The organism is Glutamicibacter sp. NPDC087661 (genome assembly GCF_044743275.1).
Taxonomy (GTDB): domain Bacteria; phylum Actinomycetota; class Actinomycetes; order Actinomycetales; family Micrococcaceae; genus Glutamicibacter.
Genome location: NZ_JBIUWE010000004.1, coordinates 52,149 through 75,473 on the forward strand (window position 1 = coordinate 52,149; position 23,325 = coordinate 75,473).

Consider the following 23,325-nt stretch of genomic DNA (forward strand, 5'->3'; position numbering starts at 1 on the left):
TGCAAGATAACGATTCAGTTGCTCTTTTAAACAAAAAAATAACCCTCGATCCGAAGATCAAGGGTTATTTTCCATTTGTGCGCGAGGGGGGACTTGAACCCCCACGACCTTGCGATCACTGGCACCTGAAGCCAGCGCGTCTACCAATTCCGCCACTCGCGCATATTCTGTTTTCGTTGCCATCGTTCTTTGCAACAAGAAATAGCTTACACACTCATTTTCCGTTCACCTAATCGAAACCCTGATTTGTGGTTAGGGACACATGGGAAACCTTTTTGGGGCATTTATCGTTGATATTGACGCACTTGAGCCGCTCAAGGATTTTTCGGCATTTGCACAGCTGAAAACAGTAAGATCGAATATGAAGTTCTGTGTTCACAGCTTGGACGGCGTGAATGCAGGCTCGCAATAACCAGCCATGGACCCTAAGGAAGGAGCACGAATAATGGGCTTTCTCGACAATGTCGAACGCGGCTTAGAGAAGGTCGTCACTAGCTTCTTTCGTGGCACCAGCACCGCAGATCTCAAGCCAGTCGAACTGACTACCGCGCTACGCAATGACATGGACCGCGGAATCATGCCAATCAGCGAGGGCCGCAGCCTTGCAGCCAATGACTTCGTTGTCTCGCTGAGCACCAAGGACTACAACACCGCGCAGGGTTGGGGGCGGGGCGTCGTCAACGAAATGGCAAAGGTCACCGCTGAGCATGCGGCAGCCCAGGACTACTCGGTCCACGGCGACATCACGATCCATTTTGTTTCCAAGGACGATTTCAAGCCCGGAGAAATGGAGATTGCCAGCTCGGTCAAGGAGTCCAGCTCGCGCCCAGCAGCCTCGGCTCCGGTAAAAGAGCGAGCAGCAGCGCCCGCAGCGCCATCCGCCACCCCGCCGACAACCGCACAGCCACGTCCATCGGTCCGTCCGATTGCAGAGATCCCCAAGAAGCCCATGCAGAAGCAGGCAATTCTTGAGGTCGCTGGACAGCGCTACGCCCTGCATCACCACTCCATCGTGCTGGGCCGTTCGGCCAGCACCGATATTCCCGTGGATGATTCCGGCGTTTCCCGCCAGCATGTGCGCGTCGAAACCCGTGGCAAAACCAGTTTCGTCGTCACCGATCTGGGTTCAACCAATGGAACCTACGTGGACGGCAAGAAGATTTCGGAAGAAACCCGTATATTTGACGGTTCGATCATTACTATCGGACAGACAAAAATCGTCTTTCGGCTGATTACCTCGAACAACGGAGGCCGCGCGTGAACGACCTGGTTCTAAGCTTGTTCCGATTGGGCTTTTTGGTCCTCATCTGGCTGCTCGTATTAAGCGTTGTCGGATCGATGCGCCGCGACTTGGCCATCGGATCGCGGGCCCGCACCGGCAAGCCCAGCGCTCGGGAACTGAAGAAGAATCCAGAGCTGGCGGAACCAGAAGTGCCTGCGCGCAAGGCCGCCACGTCATTGGAAGTTGTTGAGGGCCCACTGGCCGGCAGCAGCATTCCCCTCCGCGGCCAACCGATCATGTTCGGGCGAGCTCAGGATGCCACCGTCGTTCTCGATGATGACTACGCTTCGGGACGCCATGCCCGCCTGTTCCCGCAGGGATCGCGCTGGTTCATTGAAGATCTCGGCTCAACCAACGGCACCTTCGTGGGTGACAACCAGCTCTCACGCGCCCAGGCAGTGGAGCCCGGCCAGCGAATCCGCATCGGAAAGACTGTCCTGGAATTGAAGCCCTAGCCTATGGCCCTCAAACTAAAATTTGCTGCGAAATCCGACGTGGGGCGGGTTCGCAAGAAGAATGACGACTCCGCCTACGCCGGCGCGTACCTCGCGGTGCTTGCCGATGGCATGGGCGGACACGTCGGCGGTGACGTGGCGTCAGCCTCCACCGTGCTTGATTTGGTGCATCTGGACCACGATGGCACCGCAGATCCGCAAAATGCCCTGCCGGATGAGATCCAGGCCGCCAATTTGGTGCTGAATGAACTCGTCGGCGCCAACCCGAAGCTTTCGGGGATGGGTACCACCGTCACTTCCCTGCTGCTCTCGGGAAGTACCCTGCACATGGCGCACATCGGCGACTCCCGCGCCTACCGCTTGAAGCACGGGGTCTTCGAGCAGATCAGCAAGGACCATACCTTCGTGCAGCGGCTGGTCGACGAAGGCCGCATCAAGCCGGCCGAGGCCGAGGTCCACCCGCATAAGAACGTGCTCTTGCGCGTGCTGGGCGACTCGGATGCCTCCCCGGAACTCGATGTCGACCAATTCGAGGCAGAACCCGGCGAACGCTGGATGCTGTGCTCTGACGGACTCACCGACGCGGTGCCGGTTCCGGTAATCGAGCAGATCATCCGCACTACCGCCGATATGGATGAAGCGGTCAACGACCTGGTTGCCATCACCTTGAAGAATGGTGCGCCGGATAACGTCACCGTGGTGATGTTCGAGGTTGTCGAAAACGCTGTCGTCGAAGGCGAAGCGCCCGCCGAACCAGAACCCGCACCGGATACCGGCCAGCTCACCATTGCCGCCGAAGGCGATGTCGAAGCCAGCGCTTCGCTGCTCCGCCATGAGATTTCCCAGCGTCCCCACCTGCTGGTGGGCGCCGCCCAGCTTGCGACGCAAACCGGCCAGATCCCGGTGGTGACCCAGCACACCGGCGAACGCCGTGCAGCTGCCTTGCTGACCCACCGTTCCCCGGCGGCCGGCGAGGTGCTGGATCCACTGGATGCTCCGGTGCAGCAGCGCCGTTGGATGATGCCGATCCTGCTGACCTTGACGGCTTTCTTCGTCATTGCCCTGGGCGTCTGGGGCTACATGTGGACCCAGACCCAGTACTTTGTTGGCACTGTCGATGGAAAGGTCGCAATCTACAAGGGCGTTCCCCAGGAGCTCGGACCGATTTCGCTCTCCGAGGTCGACACAGTCAGCAAGGTGCCGCTCGAAGCCCTGCCGGAGTATTCACGCCACCGCGTTGAATCGACCATCTCGGCAGAGAACCAGCAGCATGCCCAGATGATCATCCAGGAACTCCTGGTCACCGCGAAGCAGAACTGCCCGGTCACCGTTCCCGGATCCTCGGATTCCGCCAACCAGCTCGAACTGCCCGCCTACTGCCAGGAGATAATGCAATGACCGAAGTGCAAACCGCACCGGTGCCTCGGCGCAATCTCGAGCTGCTGCTGGTGCTGCTGGCCCTCTGCGTGGGCGGTGCCGCGTTCTATCTGGTGGGCAGCTCCACCGAGGATGTCGACAACACCGACTTCTACGTGCAGATAGGCATCCTGGCGGCACTATCCCTGACGGTTCATGTGCTGCTGCGCATCTTCGCCAAATATGCCGATCCAGTAATACTTCCGATTACGATTGCGTTGAACTCCCTTGGCTTAGCCATGATTCACCGCATTGACCTGGCTAAAGGAACGTCCCAGTCGGCGCGCCAGCTGCTCTGGACTGCCATTGCCATCGTCATTGCTTCGGTCGTTCTCTGGGCAATCAAGGACCACCGCCTGCTGCGTCGGTTTACCTATATCGCCCTGCTGCTATCGGTCGTATTGCTCCTGCTTCCGTTGATTCCCAAACTGGGTGTCACGATCAACGGTGCCCGCATTTGGATCCGCATGGGCATGTTCTCGCTGCAGCCAGGCGAACTCGCGAAGATCACCTTGTCGATCTTCTTCGCCGGTTATCTCTCGTCGAACCGCGACTTGATCCTGATGGCTGGCCGCAAGTTCGGACCGCTGCAGCTGCCCCGCCTGCGGGATATGGCTCCGATGGTTATCGCTTGGCTGCTCTCCATCGGCGTGCTCGTGGTGCAGCGAGACCTCGGTTCCGCGATCCTCTTCTTCGGCCTGTTCATCGTGATGATCTACGTGGCAACCGCGCGTATTTCCTGGGTGCTCATCGGTGCCTTGATGGTTGTCGCCGGAGGCATCGTCGCGGGCCTGACCATGGGCCACGTGACCCGCCGCCTGGACGTCTGGCTCAACGCCTTTGACCCTGCGATCTACCAGGCCAAGGGTGGCAGCATGCAGATCGTAGAAGGCTTATTCGGCATGGCTGACGGCGGCTTGTTCGGCACCGGCCTGGGCGCGGGTTCCCCCTACCGTGTTCCGCTGGCCAACTCCGACATGATCATTGCCTCCTTCGGCGAAGAAATTGGCCTGATCGGCGTGGCCGCGATCATCCTGCTCTACATGCTGCTGGTCTCCCGTGGCTTGCGGGCCGCCTTGGGCTCGGCCGATACCTTCGGCAAGCTACTGGCTGCAGGCCTGTCCTTCACCCTGGGCCTGCAATGCATCGTGATCATCGGAGGCGTCACCCGGCTGATCCCGCTGACCGGCCTGGCAACGCCATTTATGGCCGCCGGCGGCTCATCGCTGCTGGCGAACTGGATCATCATCGCGTTGCTGCTCCTGATCTCCCACAACTCGCGCCGCCCGAAGACTGGCGGCGTAGGACCAACCGATGAATTTGCAAGTGCCAGCACGGCCCTTACCTCCAGCACCAAGGCGGTGACGAAAAAGTGAATCATGCAATCAAGCGCGTTTGGGTTGCGCTAACCGTCCTGTTCGTCATCTGCCTGGGTGGACTGAGCTACATCCAGTTCTTCGACGCCAAGCCGCTCTCGGAGAATGCGCTGAACAAGCGCGAACTCTACCGCGAGTTCGACCTGCCCCGCGGCGCGATCCTGGTCGACGGCAAGCCGATTGCCGAATCCGTTCCGACCGATGATGGCCAGTTCGAATTCCAGCGTGTTTACCACGACGCGAAAACCTACGCCCACCTGACTGGCTACTATTCGCTCGCGAATGGCACCACCCAACTCGAATCGCAGCTGAACGACTGGCTGACCGGCACGAGCTCGGATCTGCTCTTCGACCGCTTGTCGGCCATGTTCACCGGTACCCGTTCCGAAGGCGCCTCGGTTGAGCTGACCATTGACGGGCAGTTGCAGAAGACTGCCTTCGAAGCGATTCCTGACGACTTGAAGGCCACGATCATCGTGACCAATCCGAAGACCGGTGACATCCTGGCGATGGCTTCCAAGCCAAGCTACAACACCAACCTGCTGGCGGTGCACTCGACCTCCCAGGCGGCCCAGAACCTGAAGGACATCAGCAACACCGACGGCTTGAGCCCCTACCGGAACCCGGCCATCAGCAACCCGGTGACCCCAGGTTCCTCGTTCAAGATCCTCAGCACCGTTGCGGCCCTGGAATCGGGCAAGTTCGATATGGAAACCCCCATCGACAATCCGGTGTCGGTGAATTATCCGCATTCGACCGCTAAGATGAACAACTTCAATGAGGGCATCTGCGCGCGGGATACCCGGGCAAGGCTCGAGTTCATCTTTGCCCAGAGCTGCAACACCCCGTTCATGGAAATCAGCCAGACCGTCGGCAAGGATGCCTTCACCGAGGTTGCCGAGCGCTTCGGCTACGGGCAGCAGCTGAGCATCCCGCAGAATGTTGTTCCAAGCGAGTTCCCTTCTGCTGAGGCCAATGAAGCGCAGATGGCGCAGATGGCAATCGGCGAATGGGAAAACAAGGCTACTCCGCTGCAGATGAACATGGCCGCCATGGCCATCGCCAATGACGGCGTGATCATGAAGCCGAATTTGATCGGCAAGGTCATCGCGCCGGATCTTCGAGTTATCGAGGACCCGAAGCCGGAGAAGTTCTCCACGGCCACCACCCCGGAAGTTGCCGAACAGCTCACCGAGCTGATGGAAGGCCCGGTTGTGAGCGGTACGGCCATGAATGCCCGCGTTCCCGGCGTGGATTTCCGAGCCAAGACCGGCACCTCGCAGCGACCGTCAGAGAACGGAGTCCGCATGGTGAACTCCTGGATGACCGGTTTCGCACCGGCCGATGATCCGCAGGTTGCCATCACGGTCAATATTCAAGACGTAGATTACAACACCGGCCACAACACGGCAGGTGCACTTATGAAGACGATGTTAGAGGCGGTGTTCAACAAGTGAGGCCAGTAACCGGCACCACCTTGGGCGGTCGTTACAAGCTGACCGACCGCATTGCGATCGGTGGCATGGGCGAAGTTTGGAAGGCACGAGACCAGGTCCTAGGACGTCTGGTAGCGATCAAGATCCTCAAAGAGGAATACACCGATAATGAGAGCTTCCTGACGCGTTTCCGCGTGGAAGCACGCCACACCGCGCTGCTGAACCACCCTGGCATCGCTGGCGTCTTCGACTACGGCGAGGAACAGGGCTCCGCCTATCTGGTGATGGAACTGGTTCCCGGCCCGCCGCTGTCCACCATTATCGAGCGCGAGCGCAAGCTCGACGTGGACCGTACGCTCTCGCTGATCGCGCAGACCGCCCGCGCGCTGGCAGCAGCCCACGAGCACGGCCTGGTGCACCGCGATGTGAAGCCGGGTAACATCCTGGTGATGCCTTCGGGCGTCGTGAAGATCACCGACTTCGGCATTGCCCGCCTTGCTGACCAGGTTCCGCTGACCGCCACCGGGCAGGTAATGGGAACCGCCCAGTACTTGGCCCCGGAACAGGCCACCGGGCAGATCGCCACCGGCAGCTCTGACATCTACGCCTTGGGCGTGATCGGCTACGAGTGCCTGGCAGGACGCCGCCCGTTCACCGGCGAATCGCAGATCGCCATCGCCCTGGCACAGGTCAACGATGCTCCCCCGGCGCTGCCGGACACCATCCCGGCACCGGTACGCCAGCTGATCATGTCGATGCTGGCCAAGAACCCGTCGGATCGCCCGAAGGACGCAACGGCGCTGGCGAAGGCCGCCGATGCGCTGCGCTCCGGTGATACCAATACCGCGACCTTGGCCGTTCCCGGCATGCTGGCCACCGGTATCGCCACCGACGCAACCCAAGTGGTCAACATGGGTAACGACGCCACCCAGGTGGTGCCGCGTGCTGATTCCGCGCCGACAATGACCAATGCGATGCCAACCGTGGTGGAACCTGCCGGCGCTACCAGCGGTTTCTCCGGGTCCAGTGCCGCAGCCGGCGGATTCGATGACGAGGACGTGGATACCCAGGATCCGGCTGGCGAGGCCGGGGCCAAACGCAGCCCTTGGCTGGTCCCGCTGATCGTGATCATCGCGCTGGCCGCCGTGATTGCCTTGCTGGCGTGGCTGATCCCTGCCATGAGCAGCGACAAGGACAATCAGCCGACGGCTTCGGTCACGCAGAGCACCGATGTTTCCCAATCCCCTTCTCCGACCGAGGAATCCACCGATCCTTCGGAAGAAACCACCGAAGCATCGGAGACCTCCGAGTCCTCTTCCCCGACCCCGAGTGAAACCGTGACCTACGTAGAGGTTCCGGCCTCGCTGGTGGGCCAGGATATCGACACCGTGACGGCAGAGCTTGAGGGCAAGGGCCTCGTCGTTGACGCGACCCCGCAGGAAACCAATGAGTACGACCCACGCGAAGTCATTTCGCTGAACCCGACCGGCAGCGTCGAAAAGGGCGAAACCATTTCGATTACCTACGCCATGGCTCCCGAAACCGTTGGCGTTCCTTCGGTAACCGGCATGGGCTACGAAGCTGCGCAGAAGCGCATCCAGGACGCTGGGCTGGCCGTGGCCAAGGGCGAGGAACGCCATGACTCTTCGGTCGCTGGCACGGTGCTTGCGCAGGACGTTCCAGCCGGCAGCGAAGTAGAGCCGGGCACCACGGTGACCCTGGATATTTCCATGGGCCCAGAAGAACCCGAAGCATCCGAGTCCGCTACCCCGTCGGCATCTGAATCCCCAGAAGCTGCAGAGCCGGACCAAAGCGAAGCGCCATGAGTGAAGTCGAAGCCTTGCCCCCCGGCTTGCCACGGTTGATCAACGATCGCTACGAGATCGAATCGCTGGTAGGCCGCGGCGGCATGGCGGATGTCTATCTTGCCACCGACCATGTGCTTTCGCGCAAGGTCGCGGTCAAGGTGCTGCGCCCGGATACCGCAAGCAACCCCATGGTGGTCAATCGATTCCGCCGTGAAGCCAAGGCCGTCGCGGGCCTGAGCCATCCGAATATCGTTGCCGTCTACGACACCGGCGAGCTGCCTGCTACCGATCATAGCCGTGAGCGCTTGCCCTTCATGGTCATGGAATACGTGACCGGCCGGACTCTGAAGCAGGTGATCGCTTCGGGCGATGTCGACGCTTCCTTCGCTGTGCACGTCACCCGCGGCGTATGCAATGCCCTGGATCATTCGCACAATAACAATGTCGTCCACCGCGACATCAAGCCGGCCAACGTGATGGTGACCGATGCCGGCCACGTGAAGCTGATGGACTTCGGCATAGCCCGTGCCTTGGACACATCGGCGACAATGACGCAGACCGCCGCTGTGGTGGGAACCGCCCAGTACTTCTCTCCTGAGCAGGCACGCGGCGAACAGGTCGATTTCCGTTCGGATATCTACTCTGTTGGCTGCCTGTTCTACGAGCTGATGACCCAGCGCCCCCCGTTCACCGGTGATTCGCCGGTTTCGGTCGCGTACCAGCACGTTGGCGAGATTCCGTCAGCGCCCAGCGAGGTCAAGCACGACGTTGACCCGATCTTCGACCCGATCGTTTCCAAGGTTCTGTCCAAGGAACGCGATGACCGTTTCCAGAGCGCAGGCGCTTTCGCGGCTGCGTTGGAAGATGCACTGAACGGCATTGAATTCCATGATGACGAACCGGCACCATCAACCTACACCTTGCCGATATACGGCATGCACGGCGAGACTGAAACCGGGTTCATCGCGCAGTCAGCGCCAGGCACCAGCCAGCACCCGGTCTTCGTCGAAGATGAGGCTCCCGAGGCCCCTGCACGGCACAAGTCCAACCGCGGCCTGATCATCCTGCTGACCATCATTGCCCTGATCGCTGTGGGTATCGCCAGTTTCCTGGTGATCCGCTCGATCCAGGCCGAGGCTGAAAAGCGTGCCCCAGTTGCTGTGCCCAAGGTCCTGGAGATGTCCGAAGACGACGCACGTGAATTGCTGCGCGATTCCACCTTCCAGGTGCGTGTAGAGCGGGAATTCAGTGATGAAGTAGAGCAGGGCAAGGCGACCCGAACCGACCCGGCAGAAGGGTCCATGGTTTCCAAGGAATCCACGGTTGCGCTGTTCATTTCCGATGGTTCGGAACAGCGCACGATTCCCAAGGATCTGGCGAACCAGTCCGAGACGGCTGCCCGCGATGCCCTGCGTGAAGCTGGCCTCGAAGTGGGTGAAGTCAGCCGGGAGAACTCTGCAACCATTCCAACCGACTGGGTTATTGGCACCAGCCCGGAGCTGGGCTCCAAGGTGAAGGCCGGCAGCGAAGTCGACCTGATCCTTTCTACCGGCATGGTGACCGTTCCGGTCGTTACCGAGATGAGCCGTGAGGAAGCTGAAGAGAAGCTCTCTGCGGACGACATCGGGTTGGAAGTTCAGTTCGATGAGGTGGCAACCGACGACTACCCTGAGGGAACCTTGTTCAAGCAGTCCCCCGAGGCCTCCGAGGACGTGGCTCAGGGAAGCCTGGTGAAGATTTCTGTGGCCAAGGCTCCGCCGGCACCAGAACCAAGTGAAGAACCATCGCCCAGCGAGACCGAATCTCCAGATTCAGAAGAATCCGATGATCCGTCCGACAGTGCTTCGCCTACCAGTGACGCTCCGGCTCCTTCCAATGGGAACGGCCCGCCAGATCGGACTAACCCGCCACGGGAAAACGGGCGCGACCGATAGGCTGCTAGGCTACTCTCCGCTGAAGAGCGGGCTCAGGGTCGTGGCCTTCTTGGCTGCCCCCTGAAGTCCTACGAATTCCAGCCAATTGCCCAGCATCTGGTATCCCTGCTCGGTCAGCACCGACTCTGGGTGGTACTGCAGGCCCCATAGTGGTGCTTCCCGGTGCGCCAGCCCCATGATGACTCCCCCGGCGGTAGCAGCGATGATTTCAAGCTCAGCAGGGATGCTCTCGCGTACGGCTGCCAGGGAGTGGTAGCGCGTTGCGGTGAAGGGGTTGGCTACCTGGTTGAAGACCGGGTGGTTTTCGTGGCTCACCAGCGAGGTCTTGCCGTGCATTAGTTCTTCGGCGTGCGTGACCGTGCCGCCATAGGCTTCAGCGAGCGCCTGATGCCCAAGGCAGACACCGAGCATTGGCTTGCGCTGCTGCCCGCACCACTTGATCAGATCGATGCTGACACCCGCTCCTGCAGGCTCGCCCGGGCCCGGGGAGATCAGCACACCGTCGTATTCCGCAGCCAACTTAGTTGCTTCCCCAACGCTCAAATCGTCGTTGCGGTATACGGTGGTTTCCGCGCCCAGCTCCTGCAGGTAACCCACGAGGGTGTACACAAAGCTGTCGTAGTTATCGATCACGAGGATCCTGGTGCTGCTCACGGGGTGCTCTGGCCAATCGTTGAATCGGTGAATGGGCTGATGTACTGGTTCAGCCATGGGAAAACGTACATCATCAGTAATAGCACGATCGCGGCAATGAGAATCAATGCTTCAAAAATACGAAGCCACAAAGGGCCGGGCAGATTTCTAAATATCCAGGCGTACATCTCTTCTCCTAGCTCGTTGCGTCGATGACCATGTCACGGATTTCCTTCGGCGGACCTGCATCCAGTGGACGCCAATCGGTGAGTTCCGAATACGCGATCATGCGTTGCTGGGTCGAGTACTTCGGATGGCAGGTGGTCATGGTCAAGATGGACTTCGTTGGTTCCACTCCCCACTGGTGCGGGGTAGGCAACAGGACATCGCCATTGGATGGAGCCACAATCTCGGTGGCGTACCAGGTGTAGGTGTAATACCCCTGTGCAGTCTGCAGATAGATCTTGTCGCCGTCTTGCAGCTTGTCAATATCCCAGAAGACCTGGCCATGGGTCTGGCGGTGGGCCGCTACGGCGAAGTTGCCCAGCTCCCCCGGTTGCTGCGTGGTCGGGTAATAGCCAATGCCGAGGTTATCGATCACGTGGTCTTCCACTCCGTAGGTCACCGGGTGGTGCGATCCGCTAGCGCCAAAGCGCGGGAAATACATGATCCCGAAAGTTTCTCCGGGAGCCAATTCCGTGACCGGAGCCGGACCGTAGTCCTTCTCCTCTTCCTCCTCGTTGCCTTCCGGCACCACGACCTCGCCAAGTTCTTGCACGAGGTTTGCGGTGACTTCCTTCTGGGCCTGGGCCGAGTCGATATTCGTCCACCACAGTTCCCACACCACGTAGAGCATCAGCAAGATGCCAAGGGTGATCAGCAGTTCGCCAAAGAATCCGGCAATACGGTTTCCTGCCGACGGTCGTCGGTGCTGCATGCGACGTCCCTGCGCAGTGGCTGATCGGTTCACGGCGGTCTGGCTCCTTAAGGGAAAGAAATGCGCGAAATAGGTCAACTAAGATGGGTCGATACTGGCCAAAACCCAGAGTTCCAGCGGGTAACGGCTAGTATGGAAGCTACGTAGGAATGCACTAAGCAGTTCTCAGCATTCTTGCACCCAAGCCTACCGGGAAGACCTGAAGGTCACCCACATTTACTACATTAAGCAGATGAAGCCGAGGGAGCATTCGAGTGCCGGAGTCAAAGCCACGACGCAAGAAGAATTCACAGCCGCAGGAGACGCGCCAGAGCGCCCATGCCATCGATAAGCCGATGCCGGGCTGGTACAAGCCAGTCATGTTCGGACTGATGCTTCTGGGCTTGCTGTGGATCATCGTTTATTACGTTTCGCAGACCCTGTACCCGATTCCGAATATCGGCGGTTGGAACATCGTTGTCGGCTTCGGTATTGCGATGGTCGGCTTTTTCATGACAACGGGCTGGAAATAGCCGTATCGCCGGCCCCCTGCTGAGGGGGCCGGCGAAGTTGTTTAATGGCGGCTTTTGATATTAGTGGCTGACGGCTTTCAAGCCGATGATGCAACCAACCAATCCGAGAATGAAGACCATCTTCAGTACGCTGAAGGCTTCCTGTCCGGTGGCCATCGAGTAAATGACGGCAAGCGAGGCTCCGATGCCTACCCAGATGGCATATGCAGTGCCGACGGGAATTTCCTTCATGGCGTAGGCCAGTCCACCCATGGACACAACCAGCGCCGCGAAGAAGACGATGGTCGGAACGAGTTTGGAGAACCCCTCGCTCATGCCAAGAGCGATGGCCCATACCGCTTCGAATAGTCCGGAAACGATCAAAATTACCCAATGCATGCCAGATACTTTCTGGCCGTCTTGTCGCGCTCCGGGTACGGCTCCCTCGTCCGGGTCCAAGCAATGATTGCTGGTGACCACCTCAGGCTAGCAAATGCAGGCCTTGCTGTCTCGCGGCTGTGACCAAAATGCCACCTATCCTCGCGAGGATCTGCGAGTCCACAGCCCAGCGCTGAAAATACAGTGGCACATCGATAAACCATTGCTCGTTGAGTACCTGCAGCCCGCTGGCTTTCTGCAGCTGCGTTTCTGGAATCATCCCCCACCCCATCCCCGCTTCTATGGCCGCAACGAACTGCATGGAATCTGGAACATGGTGGACTTGGCCTTCCGGTCGCGCTTTAGCCCCGGCAACCCGCTGGAGCATCTCATGCTGCAAGGGATCCTCACGATCGAAGACCACCATCGGAGTGCGAATGAGCTCTTCCACGGCCCCAGTAGGTACATGGCGTTGGACCACCGAAGCTTGCGCGGCTGCGCGATAGCGCAGTGCACCCAGTTTGTCACTGATGCAACCCTGGATATTCTCCTCCGCATTGGTGACCACGGCGCTGACGCGACCGGTTCGAAGTAGCTCCAGTCCCCTGTTTTCATCGGTACGCACTATTTCACAGGAGAGGTCTTCGAACTTCGCGAGCTCGTAGAATACCGGACCGAACCAAGTGGAGAGCGAATCCGCGTTGACTCCAATGGCGATCGGGATCGGATTTTCGGAGGCTATCTCTTTGGAGAACTCTGCACTGAGCAGCGTCATCTGTCGCGCATAGCGCAGAACTTTCAGTCCATGCTCGGTAGGCCTAACCGGGCGACTGCGGACGAGCAGGACTGCGCCCAGGCGGTTCTCCAAGGCCTTGATGCGCTGGCTGACGGCCGAAGCGGTCACTCCCAGATCAATCGAGGCATCATCGAAGCTTCCCGCATCAACTACCGCAAGCAGGGTTTCGAGGTGTTCCACATCCATGTTCACATTAGGAACTCTAATCTAGAATCAGAAACTTAAGTTCGACGCAGATCAGCTAATCTCTTACAGTTTCTACATGCTCTCTGGATCCTTGTTCTTCGGCTTTACCACTGGCCTGTCCCTCATCGTCGCCATCGGTGCGCAAAATGCGTTTGTGCTGCGCCAGGGAATCAGGAAAGAGCATGTTTTCATCACCGCTTTGGTGTGCTCATTATCAGATGCGATCCTGATTGCCGCCGGAGCCAGCGGCATGGGAGCGCTTGTCGACCGAGCGCCCTGGATATTGGTGATTGCGCGAATAGGCGGTTTCATCTTCCTGGCAAGCTACGCGATTTTCGCTTTCCGCCGAGCACTGAAGCCCGAGGCGCTGAAAGTCTCAGGGCTCCCCGGTGCAACAACAGCCGTCTCGATCATCGGAACGACGTTGGCCCTCACCTGGCTGAATCCACATGTCTATATCGACACGGTACTGCTTCTTGGTTCAATTGCTACTTCCCAAGCCGCAGGCGCACCCTATTTCGCCACTGGTGCGATCATTGCCAGCTTCACTTGGTTCTTCGCACTTGCCTACGCCGCACGTTTCCTTGCCCCGCTCTTTGCCAACCCCAAGGCGTGGCAGGTACTTGATGTACTTATCGGAATCGTCATGCTCATCTTTGCCAGCATGCTGATCCTGCCAGTTCTCACCAAGTAATCCACAGGCAAACACGCTTATCCACAGTGACTGTGAACAACTTTTATAAACAGTTGTTCACAAAGTTATCCACAGCTGGGGAGAACTTGGGTAGAGTTCACGATTTTTCGGATAAAGTACAGGTCAACGGGGATATTGGAAACTGAAATGACATGCTTGTAAGTTATTAACACTGTGGATTCCGGCTGTGGATAAGGCGTGATTCCGCTTATTGAACCGTGATTCTCATGATTCGTTTAAACTTTCGAACCCGAAGTTATTAACAGTCGGTGGATTCGTATATGCACTATCTACAGGGGTTGTTAAAAAGTTATCCACAACTGGGGACAAGGTTGTGAGTATTGGGTACTCCAAGGCGAATATCCCTGATATCACGGGGTCTTGGGGCTGTTAATAACCACTAGGCCTCGAGAGTTACACGCTTGTAAGTTATTAACAGTGTGGATAAGCAGTGTGGATAACTGCATTGCTTCTTTTCGAACTATCCCAAGGGCCACTTCACTGCTTCCGTGGAGAGGTAAAGGGCTGCCAGCAACGCAATCGACAAGTCCGTGAGTAAAAGTATCTGGTTACGCGCACGCTGTGGATTACTTCGCGGGATCAGCACAATGCAGCAGGCTGCGAGGATACCCAATATCGCTCCGCCCAGATGCCCCTGCCACGAAATACTGGGAATAACGAAGCCGAGAACGACATTCAGCGCCAGGATAATTCCCATGGAGCGAAGTGCCTGCTTGTTGGAACGGAACACTACGAAAGTTGCGAGGAACAAGCCTGCCAGTGCGCCCGAAGCGCCGAGCGTGGCGCTGATCGGGTTGCTCAGCAGGAGAACGCCCAGTGAACCGCCAAAAGCGCTGAGCAGGTATAGCCAGGTGAAGCGCAGCCGTCCCATCCTTGGTTCGAGCATGGTGCCGAAGATGTAGACGCCGTACATGTTCATGGCAAGGTGCAAGAAGGAGCTCGTCGAGTGGGCAAAGGCGCTGGTGATCAGGCGCCATGGCTCATAGGCGGCCAGAGCCGGCGCAAGTACAAGCTGATTGGTGAATCCAGGGATGATCCACTGCAGCAGATACACCAGCACGTTCAGGCCGATGAAAGTGTAGGTGATAACAGGAGCACCGGATCGAGCCCGGCCACCGAATTGGGTCTTCTGCCGCGGCAGGTTCTTATTGGCTTGCGCGACGCAGTCTACGCATTGCACACCTACAGGCGCAGAGACCTGGCACTGCGGGCAGACCGGACGTCCGCACCGGTGGCATGAAACATAGGACACCGTCTGCGGGTGTCGATAGCACGTCGGAGTTGCTTGGCCCTCTGGGAAAACCTGTCCAAAGGACATCAGTACCTGCCTTGAGTTGGGGGAGAAGGATTAAATACTCGAGGCCCCGACAATGCCGCTAGGGAATCGTCGGAGCCTCGGGTTGGTGCGCCTGTGTTGTTACAGGGTCTCGATGTCGACCGAGTTGATAACGACGTCTTCCAGTGGCTTGTCACGGCCATCGGTAGCAACGGCGTTCAGCGCGTCAACGATCTTGCGCGAGTCAGCGTCAAGGACTTCACCGAAGATGGTGTGCTTGCCCTGCAGCCAGGTGGTAGGAACGGTGGTGATGAAGAACTGCGAACCGTTGGTTCCACGGCCCATGCGGATGCCCGCGTTGGCCATGGCCAGCTTGTAAGGCTCGTTGAAGTTCAGTTCTGGGTGGATCTCATCATCGAACTGGTAGCCTGGGCCGCCGAAGCCCTGGCCCAGTGGGTCGCCACCCTGAATCATGAAATCAGAAATGATGCGGTGGAAGATGGTTCCGCTGTACAGCGGGGTGTTGGTCTTCTTGTCACCGGATTCTGGGTGTACCCACTCCTGCTCACCGGTCGAGAGGCCAACGAAGTTCTTTACGGTCTTTGGTGCGTGGTTGCCAAAGAGATCGACAACGATATCGCCCAAAGTAGTGTGAATCGTGGCTTTATGAGTTGCGTTTGCGGTCATGCCTTCATTCTTCCATGATCTATGCTCGACCCGCTAAATACTGACGTACGCGTTGAGAGAAAATTTGGACCATTCTTAGGTTGCTTGTCCGATACTGCTGGCCACTGGGCATAGAACTGCCTAGTCTTGAACTGTCGGTTAGCGTGAATTTTTTCGGATCGGGAGCAATGCATGAGCAAGAAGAGCAAAGCAGGAAAAGTACTAGCCGTTGGCTTGATTGCGGGACTTGTCGCAGTGCTGGTAGCTGTGTGGAAGGCCTCGAAACCAATTGAGGATCCATGGGAAAACGAACCACTTCCTGCACAACCGCACGAGCCTGTTGAATCGCGTGAAGCCAGCGTGGAAGAAATCCGCGAAATCCTCGAAGATGACAAATAAAGCCGTCTAGGCTGCTTTTGGTTGGGCTTGCCCTCGAATCACGAGGGCAAGCCCAACAAGTATCACGGCCAACCCGGCATAGGTAGCGATAGGAACTACCTGCCCCAAGAACATTGCCGCCAGGATTGCCGCGCCAGGAATCTCGAGCAGAATCAGCGTCGAGACCGTGAGCGGACCGAGCACGCTAAGCAAATGATTCATGGCGGTATGGCCAAAGATCTGCGCGCAAAGCGTCAGCAGAATGATCGCCATCCATCCTCGGGCGTCGAAACCCCAAATCGGCGTTCCAGTCAGGAAACACAGGATTAGCAGCACTGCGGCGGTAATGGCATAGCAGCTCGAGGCATACGTTGTAGTTCCCAAGGTCCTGCGAGCCACGGATCCGGCCAGCGTGTACACAGCGGCCAAGACGCCACCGGCTAGTGCCAAGAGGTCGCCAATGATGGCATCACGTCCCAGCCCCATGTCGAATCCCGTGATGATGATTGCACCAAGCAGCGCAATGCCCATGCCAAGGAAAACCTGCGTTCGATATTTGGTTCCGCGAAGAACCTGGTAAATCGCGATCCAGACACCTTGGATGCACACCAGTGCCGTTCCAGCAGCCACGCTGGTTAGTCGCATCGAATACATGAAGCACACGAAATGCAGTGCGAGAGCTACACCTGCTACCCCGGTGAAGAACCATTCTCGCCCGGTCATCTGCAGATAAGCTTTGGAGTTCTTTCGCAGTGCCGGTGCGCTGAGCGCGGCCGCCGCAGCTCCATTGCGCCAAAAGGCCATGGAGAGAACCGGGACACCAGGGAAGGCGGCAATAATGGGGCCGGATGCCGAAATCCCGAGAATTCCGACCAAGGCAAGCAAGATGGTCACCAATCAAGATTACAGTTTCCCAGCGCATGGGCTTCATTCGAACTCGGAACGTGCCGGATCCGGCGAATACTTGGACAGATCAAGATATTCTTATGATGGAATACTTTTATCCGTGCCCGCACTCTCGAGCTATTTAGCGTCTTTTCTCCGCCAATAAGCTGCGATCAATGCGCCGGACAAGTTATGCCAAACAGAGAATACGGCACCTGGCAGAGCGGCTTCAGGCGAGAAGTATTGCTTCGCTAGCCCACCGGCGAGGCCTGAATTCTGCATGCCGACTTCGATGGCAATTGTGCGCCGGGAAGCTTCGGGAACGCGCAACAGGACACCCATGGCATACCCCAAAGCCAGGCCCAGGGCATTATGCAAAATGACCGCAACCAGGACCAGCAGGCCAGCAGTCAAAATCGTCTGTGCACTGCCCGCGACGATGACCGTCACCACGAAGGTGATGGCTAGCACCGACAGCCATGGCAGCACACCACCGATCTTCGCCACGAACCGGTTGAACAGCATGCGCAGGACGATGCCTAGGACCACAGGGATCAGTACGATCTTGATGACGCTGACGGCCATGGATCCAGCATCGACCGGCATGTACTGGCCAGCCAGCCACAAGGCCAGCGCCGGGGTCAGCAGCGGTGCGAGCAAGGTCGACACGGACGTCATGGCAACGGACAAGGCGACATTGCCTCGAGCCAGGTAGGAAACCACATTCGATGCCGTGCCACCTGGTGCGCAGCCAACCAGGATCAGGCCGGCGGCCAAGGCAGGTTCAAGCTGCAGCAGCGTGGCGACCAGCCAGCCCATGGATGGCATCACGATGAACTGCGCTGCGACACCGCCGAGCACCGGCAACGGGTTCTTGAACACCAAGGCGAAGTCTGGCAAGGTCAGCGTCAGCCCCATGCAGAACATGATCACCATCAGCAGGGGATTTATCCATCCGGAAAACCCCACGAACGCTTGGGGAACGAGCATTCCGCACAGTCCGCCCAGCAAAATCAGCACAGGGAATAGCAACACCGCGATGCGGGAGTCTTTTTCGTTCTTATTGGCATTTACCGCCACGGCGGAAGGGCTGGACTGTTCATAGGGCACCTAGGTATTTTGCCACTAAAGAGTTGCGGCCACAACGAGACAGCTGAAGTTAATCCACTACCCTTGTCATATTCACTTGCGTGTAATTGACGAAAAGCATGCTGAAGATGTGAAGGTAGCAATCGTCGCTGAATCGTTCCTTCCCCATTTCAATGGGGTCACCAACTCAATCCTCAAGACGCTGGATCACCTCAGGCAGACTGGCCAGGAGGCCGTGGTCATTACCCCTGCAGGCTCGCTGGCAGGGGAGCTGTCGGGCCATGGCGTGCCAAAGCTCTATCAGGGCTTCAAGATCCTCACAGTTCCGTCGATGCCTTTGGCAAGCTATCCCGAGGTTCGGGTCGCTACCACCAGTGTGGCGCGCCTGCGCAAGATGCTGGCTCGAGAGCGCGTCGACGTAGTTCATCTGGCTAGCCCGTTCATCCTTGGATGGCAGGCTCTGCGCGCTGCACAGGAACTCGAATTGCCCACCGTGGCGCTGTATCAGACCGAGGTTCCCAGCTACGCGGCACGCTACAAAATGCCGTGGCTGACGCAGAGGCTCTGGGAGCACGTCAGAGCGATCCACACGGGTGCGGACCTCACTCTGGTTCCAAGCACGTTTTCCTACCACCAGCTCGAATCTCTGGGCGTTCCGCGGCTTGCCATTTCAGGCAGGGGAGTAGATACAGCGCAGTTCACGCCAAGACGGCGAAGCGAGCAGTTCAGGCAGGCGGTTGCCCCGAATGACGAGGTAGTCATTGGCTACGTCGGCCGGCTGGCAGCAGAGAAGCAGGTCGCGGACCTGCAGGCCCTGGCGAGTCTTGAGAATACTCGGCTGGTGATCGTCGGTTCCGGCCCACTCGAGGACGAACTGCGCAGCCTTTTGCCCAACGCCCACTTCACCGGTTTCCTTTCCGGGGAACGCTTGGCCGAGGTCATGGCTTCGATGGACATCTTTGTGCATCCTGGCGCCTCAGAGACCTTTTGCCAGACCATTCAGGAAGCCATGGCCTGTGGTGTGCCTGTCGTGGCCGTAGGCCGTGGGGGACCGCTGGATCTGGTGGATTCCTCGCGCACGGGCTGGCTCTATCAGCCAGGAAACCTTAGTGAGCTGCGCAGTCGGGTCAGCGACTTGGCCTATGACGATGCGAAACGGCTGGCTTTTGCCAGCGCTGCGCTTAGCAGTGTCCAGGATCGGTCCTGGCACAGCATTGGCGAGCAGCTTATTGGACACTATGAGCATGTCCGGATGGCCCGGATCCCGCACTAGCGAAATAGAATTTTCTTCTGGATACGCAAAAGGCGGAAAGTTTTCACTTTCCGCCTTTTGGCAAATGTGGAGCCTAGGAGAATCGAACTCCTGACATTCTGCTTGCAAAGCAGACGCTCTACCAACTGAGCTAAGGCCCCGTATTCAATTTTGAAGTTTCCACTCCAAGACCAATCCAACCGGATCAATCAAAAAGAATTAGCGGAAAGTTTTCACTTTCCGCCACTTTCTTTTGTGGAGCCTAGGAGAATCGAACTCCTGACATTCTGCTTGCAAAGCAGACGCTCTACCAACTGAGCTAAGGCCCCAAAAGCTTTAGGAAACTTTATCGGCTACCTGATGCCAGGTTTCCTTCGTTTCCGACGAAGCCTTCGCTTTCTTGACCAAGACTACTGCAGCAGCCGCGATCGATGCGAGAACCAGGAACTTTTTCATTACTCCCTCTTTCTCTCCAGCAAGGTTTCCGTGGGCGTACCAAGACTTGAACTTGGGACCTCTTCGTTATCAGCGAAGCGCTCTAACCGCCTGAGCTATACGCCCTTGCTTTTGTTTTTGTTCCCTTCGGAACGAAATAAAACTTTACCGGTGTTCTCCCAAAGATACAAATCGAGCCCGGGTGTCATGCATCACAGCATGAATCCCGGGCTCGACTTGGGGTGTTCCTAGTCGTCGGTGAGGGTCACTCCGGCTCCGCCGACCAGTGAAGCAGCAATGTTGTACAGCACCGCGCCAAGCATGGAGACCACGGAAATTACCACTACGTTCACCACTGCGATGATCGTCGCGTAGGAAGCCACCTGGCCCAGCGACATGGTGTCGCGCAGGTCGAAGTTGCCGTCGGCGCCAATGGCCTCGCGCATCAGCTGGTTGAACGCATCAAAGGTTCCGGTCAGATCCAAGACAGCCCAGATGCCCACGGCGGCAACCACGGTGATCACACCGAAAGCTACCGAGAGCAGGAAGGCCAGCTTCAGAACCGAGAAGGGCTCCACCTTGGAAACCAGCAGGCGGGCCTTGCGGACCTTCGCCTTGGGCGCTGGACGAACCAGGCGATCCTGGCCATTGGCCGGACGCTGCTGGCTGGTTGGGCGCTGCGGCGCTCCTGTCGGGCGCTGGCCCGCTGGACGTGCCTGGCCTGCTGCTGGTCGTGCGCCGGCGCTAGCCGGACGGGCGCCAGTACCGGTCGGAGCTGGACGCTTTACCTGGGTAGGTCGCGGCGCTGCGCTCTTCGGGGCACCGCCGCTGGGGCGTGGCGTCGAGGGCGTGCTCATGCGTTACCTCCGTTAGTGTTGTCATCATTTTCCGCGCCGGATTCGTTTTCTGGCACAGCCGATGACTCATCGATCGTGTTTTCTGCGTCCAACGTTACGGCATCTTCCTCCAAGTTCTCTTCGAGCTCAGTCTCAGAGTTCTTGGCAACCGCAAGGATCCGGTCCTTCTTGTCCGGCTTGGCGAAGATGACGCCCATCGTGTCGCGGCCCTTGGAAGGAACCTGCGAAACGGCCGAGCGGACCACCTTGCCCGAGCCCATCACCACCAAGACCTCATCGGTCTCGTCGACGATCAGCGCGCCAACCAGCTCACCGCGTTCCTCGTTGAGCTTGGCCACCTTAATGCCCAAACCACCGCGGGATTGCACACGGTATTCCTCGACGGTGGTGCGCTTGGCGTAGCCCTCGTTGGTCACGGTGAAGACATAGGAGCCTTCGCGGACCACATCGGCTGCCAGCAGTTCATCGTCTTCGCGGAACTTCATACCGGTCACGCCCGAGGTTGCACGGCCCATGGGGCGCAGCGCGGTATCGGTGGCGGTGAAGCGGACCGACTGGCCCTTGCGTGAGACGAGCATCACGTCATCGGATTCGCTGACCAGCTGCGCGGAGACCAGTTCATCGTCCTCGCGCAGGTTGATCGCGATCACGCCGGCGGTGCGGTTGGTGTCGTAATCCTCCAGGCGGGTCTTCTTGACCAAGCCGTTGCGGGTAGCCAGCATCAGGTAGGCCGCATCCTGGTAGGTGCGCAGGTCCAGCACCTGGGCAATGTGCTCGTCCGGCTGGAAGGCCATCACGTTGGCTACGTGCTGGCCCTTGGCATCGCGGCCGGCCTCGGCCAGCTCGTAGCACTTGGTGCGGTAAACCCGGCCGTGGTTGGTGAAGAACAGCAGCCAGTTGTGGGTCGAGGTGACGAAGAAGTGCTCCACCACGTCGTCCCCGCGCAGGTTCGCGCCCTTGATGCCCTTGCCGCCACGTGCCTGCGAACGGTAGTTGTCGATGCGGGTGCGCTTGACGTAGCCGCCGCGGGTGATGGTGACGACCATTTCCTCTTCGGGAATCAGGTCTTCGACGCTCATGTCGCCGTCGTAGCCCATCAGCACCTTGGTACGGCGCTCGTCCCCGTGCTTGTCGACGATTTCCTGCAGTTCTTCGGAGACGATCTGGCGCTGGCGTGCCGGATCGGCGATGATCGCCTGGAATTCGGCGATCATGCGCTCGAGCTCGGCATGGCGATCCTGGATCTTCTGGCGCTCGAGGGCGGCCAGGCGGCGCAGCTGCATGTCGAGGATGGCGCGGGACTGCGCCTCGTCGATGTCCAGCAGCTCCATCAGCCCGTCGCGCGCCGCCTCGGTGGTAGCCGAGCGGCGAATCAGGGCGATGACCTCGTCCAGGGCATCCAGGGCCTTGAGCAGGCCGCGCAGGATGTGGGCTTCTTCCTCGGCCTTCTTCAGGCGGTATTCGGTACGGCGGACGATCACTTCGATCTGGTGGGTGACCCAGTGGCGGATGAATCCATCCAGCGGCAGGGTGCGCGGCACCCCGTCGACGATCGCGAGCATGTTGGCCGAGAAGTTGGACTGCAGCTCGGTGTGCTTGTACAGGTTGTTCAGCACTACCTTGGCCACGGCATCGCGCTTGAGCACGATGACCAGGCGCTGGCCGGTGCGGCCCGAGGTCTCGTCGCGCATGTCGGCGATGCCGGCGATCTTGCCGTCGCGGACCAGTTCGGCGATCTTCACCGCGAGGTTATCCGGGTTGGCCATGTACGGCAGTTCGGTGACCACCAGGCAGGTGCGTCCCTGGATTTCCTCCACGTTGACCACTGCGCGCATGGTGATCGAGCCGCGGCCGGTGCGGTAGGCATCGGCGATGCCCTTGGTGCCCAGGATCATGGCGCCGGATGGGAAGTCCGGGCCCTTCACGCGCAGCATCAGCTCGGCGAGCAGCTCCTCGCGCGAAACTTCCGGGTTCTTCAAGTACCACTGCACGCCCTCGGCGACTTCGCGCAGGTTGTGCGGCGGGATGTTGGTGGCCATGCCCACGGCGATGCCGGAGGAGCCGTTGACCAAAAGGTTGGGGAAACGCGCCGGAAGAACCGTTGGTTCCTGGTTCTTGCCGTCGTAGTTGTCCTGGAAATCAACGGTGTTCTCGTTGATGTCGCGGACCATTTCCATGGCCAGCGGGGCCATCTTGGTTTCGGTGTAACGCTGGGCGGCGGCGCCGTCGTTGCCCGGGGAGCCGAAGTTGCCCTGGCCCAGGGCCAGCGGGTAGCGCATGACCCAGTCCTGGATCAGGCGGACCAGCGCATCGTAGATCGCGGTGTCGCCGTGCGGGTGGTACTGGCCCATGACTTCGCCGACCACGCGGGCACACTTGTTGTACGAGCGCTCAGGGCGGTAGCCGCCGTCGTACATTGCGTACAGCACGCGGCGGTGCACCGGCTTCAGGCCATCGCGCACATCCGGCAGCGCGCGGCCGACAATAACGGCCATGGCGTAGTCGAGGTACGAACGCTGCATTTCGGTCTGCAGGTCGATCTGGTCGATGCGACCGCCTTCTGGGACCGGCTCGATGATCTCGCCGTCCATTGGTGCGTTCTCAGGGGTTTGCTCGTCGCTCAATTTCTTCCCTTACAAGTCAA

23 protein-coding genes, 4 tRNA genes and 1 riboswitch are annotated in these 23,325 nt (G+C 58.9%); of the genes, 11 read left to right on the forward strand and 16 right to left on the reverse strand.

Translation table 11 applies throughout. The features are described from left to right. Positions 1-78: 78 nt before the first annotated feature. Positions 79-162 (reverse strand) — tRNA-Leu (locus tag ACIOTN_RS11700). A gap of 283 nt (positions 163-445) precedes the next feature. Here ACIOTN_RS11700 and ACIOTN_RS11705 point away from each other — a divergent pair. From ACIOTN_RS11705 to pknB, 7 genes are read left to right on the forward strand one after another with little or no spacing between them, the layout of a single operon-like run. Next, a complete protein-coding gene (locus ACIOTN_RS11705; protein WP_181148929.1) occupies positions 446-1,261 on the forward strand; it encodes a DUF3662 and FHA domain-containing protein in 816 nt (271 codons plus the stop codon). Beyond that, on the forward strand, positions 1,258-1,737 hold the full coding sequence (locus tag ACIOTN_RS11710) for an FHA domain-containing protein (RefSeq protein ID WP_105658670.1): 480 nt from the start codon (positions 1,258-1,260) through the stop codon (positions 1,735-1,737). The genes ACIOTN_RS11705 and ACIOTN_RS11710 overlap by 4 nt, the downstream gene beginning before the upstream one ends. Positions 1,738-1,740: 3 nt before the next feature. Beyond that, positions 1,741-3,135, forward strand: a complete 1,395-nt coding sequence (locus tag ACIOTN_RS11715) for a PP2C family serine/threonine-protein phosphatase (protein ID WP_105658671.1) — start codon at positions 1,741-1,743, stop codon at positions 3,133-3,135. Then, positions 3,132-4,529 (forward strand): FtsW/RodA/SpoVE family cell cycle protein, encoded by a 1,398-nt coding sequence (locus tag ACIOTN_RS11720; protein WP_402735395.1) that lies wholly within the window; start codon positions 3,132-3,134, stop codon positions 4,527-4,529. Before ACIOTN_RS11715 ends, ACIOTN_RS11720 begins: the two co-directional genes overlap by 4 nt. Continuing rightward, a complete protein-coding gene (locus tag ACIOTN_RS11725) occupies positions 4,526-5,986 on the forward strand; it encodes a penicillin-binding protein 2 (protein ID WP_105662196.1) in 1,461 nt (486 codons plus the stop codon). The genes ACIOTN_RS11720 and ACIOTN_RS11725 overlap by 4 nt, the downstream gene beginning before the upstream one ends. Continuing rightward, entirely contained in the window at positions 5,983-7,791 is a 1,809-nt protein-coding gene (locus ACIOTN_RS11730) for a protein kinase domain-containing protein (protein ID WP_105662197.1), read from the forward strand. Before ACIOTN_RS11725 ends, ACIOTN_RS11730 begins: the two co-directional genes overlap by 4 nt. Further along, positions 7,788-9,707, forward strand: a complete 1,920-nt coding sequence (pknB, locus tag ACIOTN_RS11735; protein WP_105662198.1) for a Stk1 family PASTA domain-containing Ser/Thr kinase — start codon at positions 7,788-7,790, stop codon at positions 9,705-9,707. Before ACIOTN_RS11730 ends, pknB begins: the two co-directional genes overlap by 4 nt. Before the next feature lie 9 nt (positions 9,708-9,716). On the opposite strand, the gene ACIOTN_RS11740 is transcribed toward pknB, so the two are convergent. The 3 genes from ACIOTN_RS11740 to ACIOTN_RS11750 are packed head-to-tail and all read right to left on the reverse strand — an operon-like array spanning position 9,717 to position 11,310. Further along, positions 9,717-10,361, reverse strand: a complete 645-nt coding sequence (locus ACIOTN_RS11740; protein WP_105658676.1) for an aminodeoxychorismate/anthranilate synthase component II — start codon at positions 10,359-10,361, stop codon at positions 9,717-9,719. Then, positions 10,358-10,528: a hypothetical protein gene (locus tag ACIOTN_RS11745; RefSeq protein WP_013347422.1), complete on the reverse strand. Its 171-nt coding sequence runs from the start codon at positions 10,526-10,528 to the stop codon at positions 10,358-10,360. The genes ACIOTN_RS11740 and ACIOTN_RS11745 overlap by 4 nt, the downstream gene beginning before the upstream one ends. A gap of 8 nt (positions 10,529-10,536) precedes the next feature. Beyond that, positions 10,537-11,310 carry a class E sortase gene (locus ACIOTN_RS11750; RefSeq protein WP_105658677.1) on the reverse strand — a complete coding sequence of 258 codons (774 nt, stop codon included), beginning with the start codon at positions 11,308-11,310 and terminating at the stop codon, positions 10,537-10,539. Between the two features lie 221 nt (positions 11,311-11,531). Between ACIOTN_RS11750 and ACIOTN_RS11755 the strand changes: the two genes are divergently transcribed. Continuing rightward, complete coding sequence (locus tag ACIOTN_RS11755; protein WP_105658678.1) at positions 11,532-11,789, forward strand: cell division protein CrgA; 258 nt, start codon at positions 11,532-11,534, stop codon at positions 11,787-11,789. 60 nt (positions 11,790-11,849) lie between these two features. Here ACIOTN_RS11755 and ACIOTN_RS11760 read toward each other — a convergent pair whose 3' ends face one another. After that, complete coding sequence (locus tag ACIOTN_RS11760) at positions 11,850-12,167, reverse strand: multidrug efflux SMR transporter (RefSeq protein ID WP_105658679.1); 318 nt, start codon at positions 12,165-12,167, stop codon at positions 11,850-11,852. Between the two features lie 11 nt (positions 12,168-12,178). Further along, a riboswitch (guanidine-III (ykkC-III) riboswitch) is annotated at positions 12,179-12,244 on the reverse strand. A gap of 5 nt (positions 12,245-12,249) precedes the next feature. Beyond that, on the reverse strand, positions 12,250-13,128 hold the full coding sequence (locus tag ACIOTN_RS11765) for an ArgP/LysG family DNA-binding transcriptional regulator (protein ID WP_105658680.1): 879 nt from the start codon (positions 13,126-13,128) through the stop codon (positions 12,250-12,252). Between the two features lie 76 nt (positions 13,129-13,204). Between ACIOTN_RS11765 and ACIOTN_RS11770 the strand changes: the two genes are divergently transcribed. Then, positions 13,205-13,822, forward strand: a complete 618-nt coding sequence (locus tag ACIOTN_RS11770) for a LysE/ArgO family amino acid transporter (RefSeq protein WP_105658681.1) — start codon at positions 13,205-13,207, stop codon at positions 13,820-13,822. Between the two features lie 481 nt (positions 13,823-14,303). On the opposite strand, the gene ACIOTN_RS11775 is transcribed toward ACIOTN_RS11770, so the two are convergent. Together ACIOTN_RS11775 and ACIOTN_RS11780 are read right to left on the reverse strand one after the other, a co-directional pair. Then, the gene (locus ACIOTN_RS11775; protein WP_402735396.1) at positions 14,304-15,161 is read right to left on the reverse strand and encodes a rhomboid family intramembrane serine protease; all 858 of its coding nucleotides are present in this window, start codon (positions 15,159-15,161) and stop codon (positions 14,304-14,306) included. 99 nt (positions 15,162-15,260) lie between these two features. After that, positions 15,261-15,806 (reverse strand): peptidylprolyl isomerase, encoded by a 546-nt coding sequence (locus ACIOTN_RS11780; RefSeq protein ID WP_105658683.1) that lies wholly within the window; start codon positions 15,804-15,806, stop codon positions 15,261-15,263. Between the two features lie 171 nt (positions 15,807-15,977). Here ACIOTN_RS11780 and ACIOTN_RS11785 point away from each other — a divergent pair, with 171 nt between their 5' ends. Next, the gene (locus ACIOTN_RS11785; RefSeq protein ID WP_105658684.1) at positions 15,978-16,184 is read left to right on the forward strand and encodes a hypothetical protein; all 207 of its coding nucleotides are present in this window, start codon (positions 15,978-15,980) and stop codon (positions 16,182-16,184) included. Positions 16,185-16,190: 6 nt separating this feature from the next. Here ACIOTN_RS11785 and ACIOTN_RS11790 read toward each other — a convergent pair whose 3' ends face one another. Together ACIOTN_RS11790 and ACIOTN_RS11795 are read right to left on the reverse strand one after the other, a co-directional pair. Next, positions 16,191-17,057 (reverse strand): DMT family transporter, encoded by an 867-nt coding sequence (locus ACIOTN_RS11790; RefSeq protein WP_105658702.1) that lies wholly within the window; start codon positions 17,055-17,057, stop codon positions 16,191-16,193. A 129-nt stretch (positions 17,058-17,186) separates the two neighbouring features. Beyond that, a complete protein-coding gene (locus tag ACIOTN_RS11795; RefSeq protein WP_332594769.1) occupies positions 17,187-18,158 on the reverse strand; it encodes a bile acid:sodium symporter family protein in 972 nt (323 codons plus the stop codon). A gap of 109 nt (positions 18,159-18,267) precedes the next feature. Between ACIOTN_RS11795 and ACIOTN_RS11800 the strand changes: the two genes are divergently transcribed. Further along, positions 18,268-19,410, forward strand: coding sequence for a glycosyltransferase family 4 protein (locus ACIOTN_RS11800; protein ID WP_400341851.1), 1,143 nt, complete (start codon positions 18,268-18,270; stop codon positions 19,408-19,410). Between the two features lie 67 nt (positions 19,411-19,477). Here ACIOTN_RS11800 and ACIOTN_RS11805 read toward each other — a convergent pair. From ACIOTN_RS11805 to gyrA, 6 genes are all read right to left on the reverse strand, one after another. Beyond that, positions 19,478-19,550, reverse strand: a tRNA-Ala gene (locus ACIOTN_RS11805). 95 nt (positions 19,551-19,645) lie between these two features. Then, positions 19,646-19,718: transfer RNA gene (locus ACIOTN_RS11810), tRNA-Ala, on the reverse strand. Positions 19,719-19,725: 7 nt separating this feature from the next. Further along, positions 19,726-19,845 (reverse strand): DLW-39 family protein, encoded by a 120-nt coding sequence (locus ACIOTN_RS11815; protein ID WP_219844366.1) that lies wholly within the window; start codon positions 19,843-19,845, stop codon positions 19,726-19,728. A gap of 31 nt (positions 19,846-19,876) precedes the next feature. Then, positions 19,877-19,950 (reverse strand) — tRNA-Ile (locus tag ACIOTN_RS11820). Positions 19,951-20,072: 122 nt separating this feature from the next. Continuing rightward, the gene (locus tag ACIOTN_RS11825; protein ID WP_105658687.1) at positions 20,073-20,681 is read right to left on the reverse strand and encodes a DUF3566 domain-containing protein; all 609 of its coding nucleotides are present in this window, start codon (positions 20,679-20,681) and stop codon (positions 20,073-20,075) included. Beyond that, entirely contained in the window at positions 20,678-23,305 is a 2,628-nt protein-coding gene (gene gyrA / locus ACIOTN_RS11830; RefSeq protein WP_105658688.1) for a DNA gyrase subunit A, read from the reverse strand. The genes ACIOTN_RS11825 and gyrA overlap by 4 nt, the downstream gene beginning before the upstream one ends. Positions 23,306-23,325 lie beyond the last annotated feature (20 nt).